This window comes from Dyella jejuensis, assembly GCF_044904675.1.
In the GTDB taxonomy this organism is placed as follows: domain Bacteria; phylum Pseudomonadota; class Gammaproteobacteria; order Xanthomonadales; family Rhodanobacteraceae; genus Dyella_B; species Dyella_B jejuensis.
On the sequence record NZ_JADIKJ010000016.1, the window covers coordinates 1 to 13825 of the forward strand.

The 13825-nt window shown below is 63.3% G+C and carries 10 protein-coding genes; 2 read left to right on the forward strand and 8 right to left on the reverse strand.

Annotated features, from left to right (window positions below; genetic code table 11):
- Positions 1 to 783: 783 nt before the first annotated feature.
- The 5 genes from ISP15_RS14585 to ISP15_RS14605 form a co-directional block, all read right to left on the reverse strand.
- Positions 784 to 3087, reverse strand: a complete 2304-nt coding sequence (locus ISP15_RS14585; protein WP_404548360.1) for a S53 family peptidase — start codon at positions 3085 to 3087, stop codon at positions 784 to 786.
- Positions 3088 to 3552: 465 nt separating this feature from the next.
- A complete protein-coding gene (locus tag ISP15_RS14590) occupies positions 3553 to 5307 on the reverse strand; it encodes a GGDEF domain-containing protein (RefSeq protein ID WP_404548361.1) in 1755 nt (584 codons plus the stop codon).
- Positions 5308 to 5671: 364 nt separating this feature from the next.
- Positions 5672 to 6154 carry a hypothetical protein gene (locus tag ISP15_RS14595; RefSeq protein ID WP_404548362.1) on the reverse strand — a complete coding sequence of 161 codons (483 nt, stop codon included), beginning with the start codon at positions 6152 to 6154 and terminating at the stop codon, positions 5672 to 5674.
- Positions 6155 to 6321: 167 nt separating this feature from the next.
- A complete protein-coding gene (locus ISP15_RS14600; RefSeq protein WP_404548363.1) occupies positions 6322 to 7005 on the reverse strand; it encodes an aspartyl/asparaginyl beta-hydroxylase domain-containing protein in 684 nt (227 codons plus the stop codon).
- Positions 7006 to 7242: 237 nt separating this feature from the next.
- Positions 7243 to 8409 (reverse strand): GGDEF domain-containing protein, encoded by a 1167-nt coding sequence (locus ISP15_RS14605; RefSeq protein WP_404548364.1) that lies wholly within the window; start codon positions 8407 to 8409, stop codon positions 7243 to 7245.
- Positions 8410 to 8853: 444 nt separating this feature from the next.
- Here ISP15_RS14605 and ISP15_RS14610 point away from each other — a divergent pair, with 444 nt between their 5' ends.
- Positions 8854 to 9390: a Dps family protein gene (locus tag ISP15_RS14610; protein ID WP_404548365.1), complete on the forward strand. Its 537-nt coding sequence runs from the start codon at positions 8854 to 8856 to the stop codon at positions 9388 to 9390.
- Between the two features lie 102 nt (positions 9391 to 9492).
- Here ISP15_RS14610 and ISP15_RS14615 read toward each other — a convergent pair whose 3' ends face one another.
- Positions 9493 to 10296 carry a DoxX family protein gene (locus ISP15_RS14615; protein WP_404548367.1) on the reverse strand — a complete coding sequence of 268 codons (804 nt, stop codon included), beginning with the start codon at positions 10294 to 10296 and terminating at the stop codon, positions 9493 to 9495.
- Positions 10297 to 10627: 331 nt separating this feature from the next.
- Between ISP15_RS14615 and bla the strand changes: the two genes are divergently transcribed.
- Positions 10628 to 11497 (forward strand): class A beta-lactamase, encoded by an 870-nt coding sequence (gene bla / locus ISP15_RS14620; RefSeq protein WP_404548368.1) that lies wholly within the window; start codon positions 10628 to 10630, stop codon positions 11495 to 11497.
- Positions 11498 to 11522: 25 nt separating this feature from the next.
- Here bla and ISP15_RS14625 read toward each other — a convergent pair whose 3' ends face one another.
- Positions 11523 to 12086, reverse strand: coding sequence for a hypothetical protein (locus tag ISP15_RS14625; RefSeq protein WP_404548370.1), 564 nt, complete (start codon positions 12084 to 12086; stop codon positions 11523 to 11525).
- A 57-nt stretch (positions 12087 to 12143) separates the two neighbouring features.
- Complete coding sequence (locus ISP15_RS14630) at positions 12144 to 13670, reverse strand: FAD-dependent monooxygenase (protein ID WP_404548371.1); 1527 nt, start codon at positions 13668 to 13670, stop codon at positions 12144 to 12146.
- Between the last annotated feature and the right edge of the window lie 155 nt (positions 13671 to 13825).

The window sequence follows — 13825 nt, forward strand, 5'->3', positions numbered from 1 at the left end:
GAGGGTACATGGATGTACCCGGCTTTGAGGAGCGAGGAAGGCAGACTGGCTGTCTGTCGAGACGACGGGCCGCACGCGGGGAGAGTGCATGGATGCACTCGGCTTTGAGGAGCGAGGAAGGGATGCGGACAGACAGAGCTGGCCCCAACATGTTGAATTTAAAGCGATGGGGTGATGACCAGAAGGCTCGCAGAGTGCGCCGCGCGACTTGGCAAGACGGCCAGTCTTCCCGGCGCCGCACAACACACTCTGCGAGCCTTCTGGACATCATGCCGCCTGCGTAGCATTGATCAGAGCATCCCTAGGTGCTGGCCGCATGCGGTCTAGATAACGGCGTGCGTGCGGCGACGAGCGCAGGCCACGGGCGGCGGGCAGCGTTATCCGGCTGGCCGAGTTCGGCAGTCCGCGGAACGCGAGCATCGCCATCATCAGCGGAACACCCAGGCAATCCATGCAGACAGAGCAACCGCGCATGGTCAACGCGCTGCGTTCGCCTTTCGGCGAGCCCGCCACCGTTCTCCATCGCGCCAGCGGCCCGGCGTGCCGAATACGATGGCCACATCCCGTTGCATCCAGGTAAAGCCGGAATTGCCGCCCTGGTGATCCGTGCCATGCACGACGGGTTCAGTGCTGGCCCAGGCCCTGCGTGCGATGGCTAAAGCCGATGGCACGGCAAAACGGACATTTCGTTGCTCGACGAACATCGATAGGCCGCGTCGCGTATAAGAAAGCCCCTGGCGATAGCATCGCCAGGGGCAAGATGAAACACCCGTGCCAAAAAGCTTATGGTGCGTTTACGAACGATTTCCACGCGGCGTACAAGTTCTTCGCGTTCACCGTGCCCAATCCATTGGCGAAGCTCCAGCCCGCCTGTGCGGCATAGGCGGCGGTGTTGCTGTTGTACTTGGTAGTGCTGGTGGCGGTGAGGCCGACCTTGGTCGGCCCATAGGTTTGCAGATAGTTCTGGATGGTTCCGTAGAAATAGCAATCCGGCGTCGTCTGCGACAGCTCGGCAACCTGGATGCACTGGGTGGAATTGCCGCCTTCGGTGATGTTGTAGAACACGCAATTGCTGGTGCCCTTGGTGCCGTTGTTCGAATCGCATTGCGAGAGCGTGGCAGGGGTCGAACCGGTCGGGCCGCCGTACTCGCTTCTGGCCAGCTCATACAAGGTCGGTGCGGCGTTGCCCTGGTTCGGCGACAGACCCGCCTTGGACAGGCCCTGGTCGATCAAGGCCTGGATGCCGGCGAACATCGGCGATGACAGTGACGTACCAGCCACGAGTTCCACTGGCGTGGCGAAGTTCGCCGTACACGGATACGAACCGGTGCACAGGATCACCCACGAGTAGCCGCCATACGATCCGCCGAACAGCGATACATCCGGCAAATCGCGCGACTGGTCTTTCGCCGCGCCATGCACGATCCGTTGCCAGGATGGCTTGATATCCACCGACGAAGGACCGCCGCTGCCGCTTTCCGAGGTGACGTAGAAGCCGTAGGGATCGTAGATCAGCGCGTTCTTGCAGAATTGCAGCGCCGACAGGTTGACCAGTTTCTGCGCCGCGACAGTATTGCCGCAAGACGTATTCCAGGTAATTTCCGGCACATACGACTTTGCCGTGCCGTACACCGCATTGAACTTGCTGTTGAAATACTTGCTGGTGGTGCCGTCAAGGATATCGGCCGTATCCGAACCACCCACGCCGGTATCGTTGGGCGAGGTGGCGAATGAATTGGCGTCCACGCCCACATCGTTGATCACGCCGCCGTTGAAGCTGGGATTGGAGCCGGAATCGCCGCTGGATACGAATACCGAAATACCTTCGGCATCGGCCTGCGCCCACATCAGATCGATCGCGCTCTTGCTGGCTGCATCGGTGAAGCCTTCACCATAGCCATAGCTGGCACTGATGACGTTCGGGCGGTCGGCGGCTTTGCTGTTGTTGATCAGGTTGTCCGCGGCCGTGTACACGCCACCGAAGAAATTGGCCGTATCCGAATCCGCGCAAGTCGCCACCCAGATATGGGCGCCCGGGGCGATCGCGGTGCTGTATTCCGAATCCAGCACCGTCTCGATGCTTTCCCCAGCGGCATTGGCGCCGCCTGGATCGGTGCAATTGCCGGTGGATGGCGTCAGCTGCGGCTGGTACTGCTTGAAGGTACCGCCGTATTGGCCCAGGCCAAATTGCTTGACGAAGTTGGGCCAGTCCGACGGATCCATGTCCTGGTCCTCGACCACCGCGATACTGATGCCCGCGCCGGTCAGGCTCTTGCCATACAGCGGACTGACGTTATAGATCGTCTGCATGTCGTAAGGTACGAAACCGCGCACGCCGCCGCTGAAATTCACCATTGGATTGCCGGGCTTGCCTGCCGTGGAGGCGTTAGCCTGCTTGAGCGTGAAGTTGTTCTTGGATTTGTCGAACTGCGCCACCTGCGGCGGCACGTGCAACGGTTGCGGCCGGAAGTCGTTGAGGCCGGCCACGCCCACCACCACGTTGCGCAGCGCCGTCGGCACGCTGATATCGCTCGCGTTGGCGATGTGCGTGACGTTGTTGACGACGTAGCGGTTTTCCTGCGTGCGGAACGCCTGGCGAACCAGCCCCGCGTTGCCGCTGAAATCGATCTGCATCTTGTTCGGATACACGCCGTTGACGGTGAAGCCCTGTGTTGCCAACCAGGATTTCACCGCCTGGATGTCCGCGTCGGCGACGCCGAAAGTGGCGCCAAAATCATCCGGACTGAGCCACTGGTGGAATTTGGGCGACGAAGGATCGTGCTGTGCGTTGATCAACGATTGCAGCGCCGACGAACGCAGTGCACTGCGTTGCAGGATCAGCTGCATATGGTTCATTGGCAGGGAATCCTCGACCTGGCCGGCGGGTGCGGCATTGGTGAGGAACGCCAGGTGCGTATTGTTCAAGGTCGACACCACGCTGCTGTTCACAGCCTGGGTAACACGGGGCGCCTCGGCCGTATTAAGGTCGGCAAGCGCGGCATTCGAAGTCGAAGCCAGGGCGATCGAAGGCAGCGTTGCGAGGGCTGCAGCGATCGATATGCTTATCATCACATGCTCGGTTTTCACGTCTTTTCTCCCCAACGGATAAAAAAGCGAGTCCCCCTGTGATGGATCTGCCAGTCAAAGCATGATTCGTCGTTATGACCTCCCTTGTGTAGGGGTGGACGAAGTCATCGGACCGCTGCGTGGGCCGACGCAGCCCGTCAGGCTGCGGTCGCGTCGACTTGCTTGATTTCCCATTGCCAAGCCGGCACGTGTGCCGGACTGTCGATGGTGCGCCCCGCTTTTGGGATCGTCCAGTGCTTGGCGAAATTTAGGTGTTACATCTGATTTACAGTTTGGCTGCTTTACAGTTCATCCGAACCGCAGCCCTCGATTCGGCGCGTTGCAGCGGGTGCGTATCCGCTGCGTGCCAAGCATTCAAAGGCACGCCTGAGTGCTTTGGTGGATGTTCTCGTTCGATGTCGATGCATATGTGCCGGAATGATCGCGGCGCGGATGCGGTGCCGCCTGTCCAGGACAGGATGGCCGTCACGAAGCCGATCTTTCCCGTGCCGGATCGGCGGCAGCCACCAGCTGGTTCCTGCCCTGCGCCTTGGCCCGGTAAAGCGCCGCGTCGGCCGCATTGAGCAGGTCCAGCCAGGTCAGTACGTCGGCATTGCCCTTGGCTACGCCGAAGCTGGCGGTCACGGTGAACTTCGAAATGCCTGGCACGACCACTTCATCGCACCAGATCGCATGGCGGATCGCTTCGGCAAACTGGCACAGCGCATCCATCGACAAGCCATTGGTAAGCACGGCGAATTCTTCGCCGCCATAACGAAACGCCATATGCGGCTCGCTGACCAGGTGCCGGATGCGCCCGGCCACTTCGCGCAGCACCAGATCGCCGACGATATGGCCATGCTCATCGTTGATGGACTTGAAGTAATCCACGTCGATCAATATCAGGCCGCGTCCTTTGGACAGGCGCACGGGATCGGCCGACAGGTCGCCGGTGATTTCCTCCAGCGCATGGCGGTTGAGCAGGCTCGTCAGCGCATCGGTGTGAGCCTGGCGGCGCAACGCCTTGCTCAATTCGTCGCGCTCGATCGCCAGCTGCATGCTATGGATATGCTGCCGGCGCAGGGTGTCGATGGCATCGTGCAGCGCGCGTACTTCCGCGCTGCTGCCGGCGCGCTGTGAGCGGCGCAGATCGCCGTTGGCCAGATCGATGATTTCCTTGCGCGCCAGCCACAGCGGCCGGATCACCAGCCGTTCGGCCGCGCGCAATACGGCGAGCAGGAAAAAGAAAAACGTCAGCAGATAAGCGCCGATCAGCAGCATGTGCCGGCGGTCGTCCCGTTGCACTTGCGTCACTTCGGCCACGGCGCGTTGCATGAACAGGTTTTCCAGGCTTTCCAGGCTCATCAGGTCGGGCGTTACCGCGTTGGTAAAGGCCGCGGCGCGCATCGGATAATTCGCGCCGGAGCAGGCGACCAAGGTATCGATGAGTGACAGCGTGTGATCGAAAAAGTCACGTTCCGCGCGCGTGCGCAAATTATCGATAGCATCGCCATGCGCATCATCCGGCCCGCTGGCGTTGGGCATCAGGCGATGAAGCTGGTCGATATGTCCGCGCAAGGTCGCGATCACCAGGCGGCGGGCGGGACTGATCGGTTGCGGCGTCGACAGCGGCACGACCAGCATCGCACCGATCCGTCCGCCGTATTCGTGCAGGTCGCTGAGGATGCGCGCCATCTGCATGATGCCGGCCTGGTCCGGCGCATCTTTCACGGCCTTGCTGTAGAAGTCGTTGATCAGCGGATCGAGCTTCACGCGCGCGGCCACCATCTGGTCGATGGCCTGTTGCAGGTCTTGCGGTGAACGACTCGCCGGCGGGCGTGCGGCCAGCATGTCGATGTCGGCCCGGCCCCGCGCCAGCCAAGCCTGCGTCTGCGCCAGTCCGGTTCGTCGCGCAGATCCTTGCGCTTGTTCCCGCACCAGCTGGTCGAGCTGGTCGAGCGCCAGGTCCGTGCGGTGGCGCGCCTGGGCAACCTCAGCCCGGGTGGATTCGTAGGCCTGCCCGGCATCCTGGTCCAGGCTGAGCAGGATGTTGGCCGGCGCGCGCTCGGCGGAGACCGCGTCCCCCGCCTTCAGCACCAACTCGTAGGAGGTCAACGTGCGCAGGTTGCGGATACTTTGCCGATAGGCCTGTGCGTAGCCCAGCAACACATACGTAGATATGCCCGCGGCCACGCCCAGCAAAAGTGCCGCTCCCACTCTAAGCTGTGCCTGAAGCTGCATCGATATCCGTTCCATACCACGGTTGATGGCCTGACCGTTCATCGGTCAAGGCGGGCGCCGCCGCCGGGACGGCGCCCGCAGGGAACCGATCTGACCGGAGACCGGCTGAGAAATCACTGAACTCTTCCGCCCCGCGCCAAATGGCTCGCGGGCAGGACGGCTATATCGGCAGGTATTGAAAAAGCCAAAGGTGACGTGCAAGGGCGCCCGGCAGCCGCACGCGGGAACACTGGTGGCGTACTGCCGCTGGCTGAACGCCGTCGGACGCGCCGTGTCCGCGCAGCACCAGCGTCGGTGGGCACGCTACCTTCCCGGCCCGCCCTGGCAGGTCGCATGCGCGATAAGCACGGCGTGCCGCCGCACTTCAATTATTGCTGTCGTCCCCGCTGAGCGCGTCGATCTCGGCCTCGTGCCTGCGGTACAGGGCGATGTTGGCCGGATTTGCCATGCTGGCGTCGAAGCCAGGCTGGCCGGCGTATTTCACCGCGAATTCCGCGCCAAGCAACGCATATTCGCCAAGCAGGAAGTCGCGCGCGGTGAGTCCATGCCGGTCCAGCAGCGCATGCACGCCCGGGTCGGCATTCAGATGCGCAGCGGTTTCGTCCAGCGAATGCGCGCCGGGATCGAGAATATCGATTTTCACCTTATTCGCCTTCGCATCCCTGGCCGTGTCCAGCAACTTGCGGTATGCAGCGTCGGTAAGCGTGTAGTCGTGCACGGCGGCGCGGTCCGCGGGCGTCAATGCATGCTGGACAGTGCTTTGCTGCGCATGCATGCCAGAGGCGGCAATGGCGCAAGCGAGCCCAAGGGCAAGGCTCTTTCCACGATGCGGCTGATTCGAACCCATATTTATGAATACCTCCTTTCAGGTTGCGGCACGGTCGCGCGGGAACATGCAAGGGCGGCGCCGTCCTGGCACATCCACGAGCTCGCGATCGAACCAGTCGCGCGATATCCCGCCGGCAGCTGACGCAGCGTGATTGCCTGCATTCGCGGAGCCGCCTGCTTCACCGATCAGGCGATACCGCGCCATCGCGCCGCCATGCCGACCGAGGCAATCAGTGCCCGCGACAGCATGCGCATGTCCGCTGGCATGTGATGCCGGCGCACATCCAGCAGCAGGGCGATACGCACCTCGTCACTGCGATTCCACACTTCATGCGGATACGTGTCGTCCCACAACAAACATTCGCCATTGCCGATGCGGTGTTCCTGGTGGTCCAGCGACAACACCGCGGCAGGTCGCCCTTCGGCATCGACCGGTACCGAAATGCCGAGCTGGAAACGCAACACGCCGCGAAACGGACCGCGATGACGCGGGATGTGCTTGTGCGGTGCCAGAAACGACAGCGTGGCCGAGAGCACGTCCGGCGCCGACGATACGATCCGCGCGAGCGTCGGACAAGCCGCCATGTTTTCTTCGACGTTCACGCCATAAACCTTCAACACGAACAGGCGCCAATCCTTGCCGTCATTCGCCGAGATCGGGGCCTGCGCCGGCATGATCTCGTGGAAGCGCGGTATGTGTTGCATGCGCGCGGCCACGGCAAGCGCCTCGTCGCGCAGTTGTGGCCAGGCATCGACGAAGGTGCGGGCGTCCGGGAAATAGGCATCGGCATCCAGCACGGGAGGCGTATCGATGCGCGCGTCATACAGGCGGCGCATCGCATTGGCTGAAAGATCGTACAAAAAACTCATGCGTGACTGGCCTTGTCGCGATGGTTCGAAGAGTTCGACTGCCTTTCCATGCAGGGTAGCTCGCAGGCACATGACGTGGATCAGGTTGCCCGGATGCCGAAAAAGACCTTGTGAAGACCTTCATCACCATCTGCGTGCCGCCCCCCGTCAGCTCGCCATGGCCCGCAGGCAGGAATGCGGCAACGCGCTGTGCCTGCTGATGCAGCAGGCCTGGGTACCGCGCTCGGACAAGCCGGGTCAGGACGCCGAAATCATCACGCAGTTGCGTCCGGCCCGCTTCGCTTCATAGAGCGCGGTATCGGCGCGGCGCCGCGCCGCCATCATGTCCGGTTCGCTGGCGTCGGCAATGGCGGCACCGATCGATACGGTCAGGGCGTAGGTTTCGCCTGCCACCGGGAAGCTGGAACCTTCGATCGCCGCACGGATGCGTTCGGCAAGCGCAAGCAGATCCGCTTCCTGCACCGATGGCGACAGCACCAGGAACTCTTCGCCGCCGACGCGCCCGACCAGATCGCCGGTACGCAGCATACGCCGGATGTTGGCAACCAGTTCCAGCAGCACCTGGTCGCCATGGTCGTGGCCGAAGCGATCGTTGATGCTCTTGAAATGATCGGCGTCGATCAGCAGCACGCCGATCGATTCACGCTTCGAACGCGCCCTGGCAAGCAGGGTTTCCGACGCTTCCAGCAAGCCGAGCCGATTGGTGACGCCGGTAAGTGGATCGATGCGCGCCAGGTTGTACAGTTCGCGCTGCAGGATTTCGTTGTACAACAGCAGGAAGCCCACGCTCGCCAGCAGCGGCTGCATGCCCAGCAGGAAGACATAGATGACATTGATGGGCGAGGGCGAGCCGATGCCCTGCAGTGGCGTGGGCAGTGTCCACAGGGAAATGTTGCGCCATGCCAGCAAGGCGATAGCCAGCATGTACGCCCATATCAATACGCATTGCGCGCGCGTTTCGCGCTTGCGGCAGCCGCCCCATAGCGCCGCGATATTGAGCGATGCATTGCAGACCAGAATGATCGAGCCCCATAGCACCCGCAACAGGTAATTGGGGTCCACCGTGCTCAGGTAGGTCACGCCCAGCCAGCCGGCAATGCCCAGCAGCACGGCCTCGCGCCAGCGCCGCTGCCGTCCCAGCACCATGCGCAACGCAACGATGGTCAGCGCCTGCGCGGTAAGGTTGAACGTATTGCCGACCAACAACAGCGTCAGCTGCGAAAACTTGAAATCGAACGCCAGCATGAAGTCGCCGCACGCTTCCAGCAGCAAGGCGCCAGCGCGCAGGCGCAGCCCGTTCAGCGCATGGTTGCTACCGCCGTGCGTGCCGAACCAAAGCATCAACGCCAGTACCAGAGCCTGGCCGCCGTTGATCAGCGATAGTGTCTCGACATTCAAGTGCATCGTGAGGTCCCGTCACCGAATGCCCCATCGCGCTTGCCCGGGAACCGCAAGCCGCCGTGGAGACCTCGGGCGAAATGGACTAGCGCCAATCGGTTCTTATCGCCGTCATCATCATAGTTCGCTGCCTCCGACAGACGCTTGTTCACATAATCGGCATGGTCAAGTGAACGCTGAAGTTCAGGATGCCGCGCCGGGCTTGGGAAACCTTAGGCAAGGAGCGTGCCACGGAGCGTGAATGTCACACGGTCCGCCGCGCCCTGGCGTGGCCGGATAGGTGCGTGCCGGACAGGTTCCCGGCGCGTGTACAGCTACGCCTGCTGGCATCGCCCTGGTCTGGACGCAGTCGAGTGCAAGGAATCGGTTGCCTGTCATGCGTCGCTGACCTATGGTCACAAAGCTCGACGTTCCGGATCCCGCCATCCCACCGCAGCTAGAGGAATCGCCATGGCCAAAGCAGACAAAGCCAGTAAAGCCAACAAAGCCAAGCAACAGCGCAAGGCGCCGCTGAGAACGCCCAGTGCGCTGGGCGAGGATGCCCGTCGCGATATCTCTGCCGAAATGAACGCCTTGCTGGCGGATACGTTCGCGCTATACCTGAAAACCAAGAATTTCCATTGGCACATGTCCGGCGCGCATTTTCGCGATTACCACCTGCTGCTCGACGAGCACGCGGACCAGATCTATGCCACCACCGATCCGATTGCCGAGCGCGTGCGCAAGCTCGGCGGTACCACCTTGCGCTCCATCGGCGATATCGCCAGGCACCAGCGGTTGGCCGACAACGATGCGGAATTTGTCGCCCCGGCGGACATGCTGGCCGAACTGCGCGACGATAACGAACGGCTGGCCGACGCCATGCGGCGCACGCATGAGCTGTGCGACGAATACAAAGATGTCGCCACGGCGAGCCTGTTGGAAAACTGGATCGACGAGGCGGAGCGGCGCGTGTGGTTCCTGTTCGAGATCAGCCGGTCGGTTTGAACTCGCCGACTTCGCTGGCGCCGTGGCTTGATCGGCGTTGCAGCCGGCCATGCCTCGCATGGGTCGTCATGTCCCGCGTTCGCGGGAATGGCGATGCGCGCATCAGTCCGTGCTCGTTCCAAGTGGAGAAGAGACCGGTTGCCAGGAAGCCTCGCGATACGACTCCGCCACGATCCAGGCCGCCGCGGTGAGCGCCGCTGAAATCAGCAAGCCGGTCCAGGCGAAACGCTGCATTGGCGCGGCGACCACGGAGGGAATCCACACCAGCACGGTGAAGGTGCCCATCATCCACGCCTCGAGCGCCGCGGCCAGGCGCGGCAGTACGGCCACTCCAATCGCGAGGCCGGCGGCGATGTGCGCCATGCCGGTGAGATAAGCCCAATCGATGCGATCGGGCAACCAGGCCGGCACCATGGCGGCGGTCGGCTGGGCATAGATGAGATGTTCCAGGCCGAGCAGCGGCAATGCCGCCGCGAACAGCAGCTGCGCCATGCGCAGTGCCTTGCTGCCAGTCAGCGCGGCGCAGTACGGCTTATCCGGTGGCGTTACCGCCGATGCATGCAGCATCCAGCTTGCAGCGACCAGGATCGCGATCTCCGCGCAGGCGCCCCAGCTCGCTTCCTGGCCAGGCGCGGCGATGACGCGGGGCGCCTGCAGCACCAGCAGCCACACGAGCGTGTAAGCCGTCAGCACGCACGCTGCCGTTGCCAGCGTGCGCCGGAACAGCAGTCCCGCACCGGCCAGCGCCATCAATGTGCCGGAACCACAGGCCAGGTAAGTCCGTCCGGGCATGTCCGCGGGAACGGGTTGCCACACCGAGGCGAAGTCGCCCGAGAACAGGCATAGCAGGCCCAGCGCGAGCATAGCCAGGGCGAAGGTCACGCGGCCGTCAGGGAGGATGCGCATGTACGACTCCGGTGGGTGATCGAAGGGGTCCGTCAACGTACTCAAGCACGGTTTGGCACGTGCGGTTCGGCTGCGACATTCAGATCTTCTTGCGCAGTCGCCCGCAAGAGCCAATCGCGTCGCCAACGGCCATGCCAAAAGCAAACGCAGGGCGAACCGTGTGCGATCTGCTGTTGGTACGTCACCGGCTTGCGCATCCTCGTCATGCGCGCGCTTCGCACCGTCGTGTCTGGCGCCTGCCTTTGTTTCGCCCCGGCTTCCGCCCTCAAACGTCCGAGCGGATCGTTAGCATGGTCCGATCGCGCAGCAGCGCATCGTCTGAAGGTGACATATGGATCGTCGGCATCTTTTGAAAAACGCCATGATCGGTGCGGTCGCGCTGGCCCTGCGTCCCACATTCCTGCTTGCCGCCGATAGCAAGGAAACCATGGCCAAGCTCGCCGCGCTGGAACGACAGCACGGTGGACGGCTGGGCGTCGCCATGCTGGATACCGGCGACGGACGCCGTGTCGGCTATCGTGCGGACGAACGCTTCCTGCTATGCAGTACCTTCAAGTTACTGCTGGTGGCGGCGGTGCTGGCGCGGGTCGATCGGGGCGTGGCGCGGCTGGACCAGCGGTTCGTATTCAACCAGGACGCGGTACTGGAATACGCGCCGATCACCCGCCTGCGCGTCGGAGCCCCGGGCATGACCATCGCCGAGCTATGCGCCGCGGCGATCACCGTCAGCGACAACACCGCCGCCAATGTGCTGATGGCGAACCTGGGCGGGCCTGCCATGGTCACCGCCTATGCGCGGCAGCTCGGCGATCCCATTACCCGGCTCGACCGGATCGAGCCCGCGCTGAACCGGCCCAGCCCCGATCACGTCAGCGACACCACGACGCCCGACGCGATGCTGGGTGACATGCGCGCGCTGCTGCTTGGCCATGCCCTGTCCGAGGGTTCGCGCGCGCAGCTGCTCGCCTGGTTGCGCGGCACCACCACCGGCAAAAAACTCCTGCGCGCCGGCCTGCCGGCGGCGTGGCGCATCGGCGAGAAAACCGGCAGCGGCGATACGCAGACCAACGATGTCGCGATCGTGTGGCCGCCCCGGCGCAAGCCATGGCTGGTGACGGCGTACTACGAAAATGCGACGACGGACTACGACGGCCGCAGTGCGGTGCTGGCGCAGGTCGGTCGTCTCATCGCCGCATGGTAAAACCATGCGGCAGGCAGCGGCTTGCTCAACGCACCGTTTCGGCGTCGGCGGGCTGCTTGCCCAGCAGGTAATACAGGCGGCCCATGTAGAACAGGGCAAGGCTGCGCCAGACGATGTGCACGAGCAACGCCTTGTCCGCAGCACCGGCCAGGTCCGCGTGCGCGAACGTGTAGACGTTGTAGGGCAGCGACAGTACCTGGTAAATCGCCAGGAACCACAGCGGCGCCCTGCCGGGTTTGGCCAGCAACCACGCCAGCCCGATCGTGTACCACGCAACATCGATCGCCGCCGGCGCCAGCTGCCGGGTGATCAACATACCCGCGGCAAACCAGATCAGGTGTCCGCCCTGCACGCAGAACGCGCCGAGTATGTTTCTTCTTTGCGCATCGAAAAGCCGCTTGCCGAGCGCCCATACCACCGCGGTCGCCAGCAGCGGTATCAGCAGGTTGGCGCCGGCATACATGCCAAGGGCCCAGCCGCCGATGGCAGCCAGGCCGCCGCCGACTTTCACGGCGATACTGGCGGACTCGTCGCGCGGCTGGTCTGTCGGCGCGGACGGCTTGGTGCGCGCGAATTCTTCAGGACTCATGGGCTTCCCCCTGGAAGCGCAGCGTTACCAAACCGGACGGTGCGGGATCGTGCGCAACTATGAAGGCGAAAGCTTAATGCCATGGGCTGCTAAATAGCCATCCAGGCCCTGTGGCGAGGCGGAGGCATCCACCAGGGCGATATAGGTATCGGGCCGCAGCAGATAAAGGGCATCGCGCGTGAGGCCGGCGGCGCCGCAAGGGGCTTGCCAGTCGAAGACGTGCAGCGCCAGCCCCCGCCCGGCGCAGTATTCCACCAGTTCCGCGCTGGCGTTGCCGTAGATATGCGCCTGCCAATTCACGGATGTGAAGACCGCGAAATTGTCCGTCTCGCCCATTCGCACCCAGGGCAGGCGATCGCCGCCATGCAGCTTTCCGGCCGAACCTGCGCTCAGCGGGCCCTCGCGGTAATCCAGGGTAATCTGCGAAACCGTGCGGAACAGGAACTCGCGCGCCGCTTCGAAATGGGTAAGCGCCGGGATCAGGATCGGCGCCAGGCGCGTGCGCACGATGTCGGCCAAGTGCCCATCCATGGTGGCAAACGTGAAGACACGATCGGTAGTGGCAACCAGCCGGCGTGCAAAGCCGATGCGCTCGGCTTCGTAGCTGTCGAGCAAGCGCTCGGGCGCCCGTCCGGCGAGTACGGCGGCAAGCTTCCAGGCCAGGTTGATGGCGTCGCCGATGCCCGTGTTCATGCCTTGCCCGCCAGCGGGGCTATGGATATGCGCGGCATCGCCCAGCAGGAATGCCCGGCCATGTCGGAAATGCTCGGTCACCCGATGGTGCACGTGGTAAGTGGAAAACCAGTGCACCGCCCTGACGGTCAATTGCAGATGCTGGATGGCACGATCGCTCACGTCTTCGAACTTGAGCGTTTCGGCATGCTCCGCGCGCTCGTCACGCACGGTGCCGATGAAGCGTGCGCAGTGGGCGCCGGCCAGCGGAAACACGGCGAGGAAGTCGGCCTCGTCCAGGTCGATATGCAACTGGCCGTCGATCGATGGGCCCTCGGCTTCCACGTCGGCCACATAGAACACTTGCTTGTAGGTGCCGCCCGGAAAGTCGGCGCCAATCGTTTCGCGCACCAGCGAACGAGCGCCATCGCAGCCAGCGATATAGCTCGCCTGCCAGGGCTGCTCACTGCCATCGGGACCGCGCAGGTAACCGGTGACATGATCGCCTTCGTCGCAGAAACGCAGCAGTTCGGTATCGCGCTGGACGAAAACGCCGGCAGCTTCGAGCCGCTCGATCAACAGGCGCTCGTGCTGGCCTTGCGGAAAGACATGCAGGAACGGATACGGCGTCAGGCCAACGCCGACGGTATCGAACTCGACTTGCGCCGCGCGCTCGCCTTTTACCCACAGGTTGACGGCAGGAACCTTATGGCCGCGTTCGACCACCGCGTCGGCCAGGTCCAGCTGCCGATAAAACTCGAGCGTGCGCGCCTGCACGGCCAGCGCGCGCGAAGTAGTGCCCGGTGCGGACGTTTTGTCGATGATGCGCACGCCCACGCCCAGCCGCGTCAACCACAAGGCCAGCACCAAGCCAGTAGGGCCCGCACCCACGATCAGCACTTCGCTACGCATGACGCCTACCTCGCGATGAGAACGGCGGATTCGCCGGATGCCGGGTCCGATGCGGAATAACGCACGTGCCATCGACAAGGGATGAAGGAAAGATGGCGCGGTCGACATCGCGCTATCCATCAGGGCCGCAGTGGTCGGTACTCGCTCCGTGCCCG

Coding starts and splice junctions, on each gene's coding strand:
- ISP15_RS14610 (WP_404548365.1), top strand. CDS start 8,854: ATGGCCAAAGCAGACAAAGCCAGTAAAGCCAACAAAGCCAAGCAACAG.
- ISP15_RS14615 (WP_404548367.1), bottom strand. CDS start 10,296: ATGCGCATCCTCCCTGACGGCCGCGTGACCTTCGCCCTGGCTATGCTC.
- bla (WP_404548368.1), top strand. CDS start 10,628: ATGGATCGTCGGCATCTTTTGAAAAACGCCATGATCGGTGCGGTCGCG.
- ISP15_RS14600 (WP_404548363.1), bottom strand. CDS start 7,005: ATGAGTTTTTTGTACGATCTTTCAGCCAATGCGATGCGCCGCCTGTAT.
- ISP15_RS14605 (WP_404548364.1), bottom strand. CDS start 8,409: ATGCACTTGAATGTCGAGACACTATCGCTGATCAACGGCGGCCAGGCT.
- ISP15_RS14630 (WP_404548371.1), bottom strand. CDS start 13,670: ATGCGTAGCGAAGTGCTGATCGTGGGTGCGGGCCCTACTGGCTTGGTG.
- ISP15_RS14625 (WP_404548370.1), bottom strand. CDS start 12,086: ATGAGTCCTGAAGAATTCGCGCGCACCAAGCCGTCCGCGCCGACAGAC.
- ISP15_RS14595 (WP_404548362.1), bottom strand. CDS start 6,154: ATGGGTTCGAATCAGCCGCATCGTGGAAAGAGCCTTGCCCTTGGGCTC.
- ISP15_RS14590 (WP_404548361.1), bottom strand. CDS start 5,307: ATGCAGCTTCAGGCACAGCTTAGAGTGGGAGCGGCACTTTTGCTGGGC.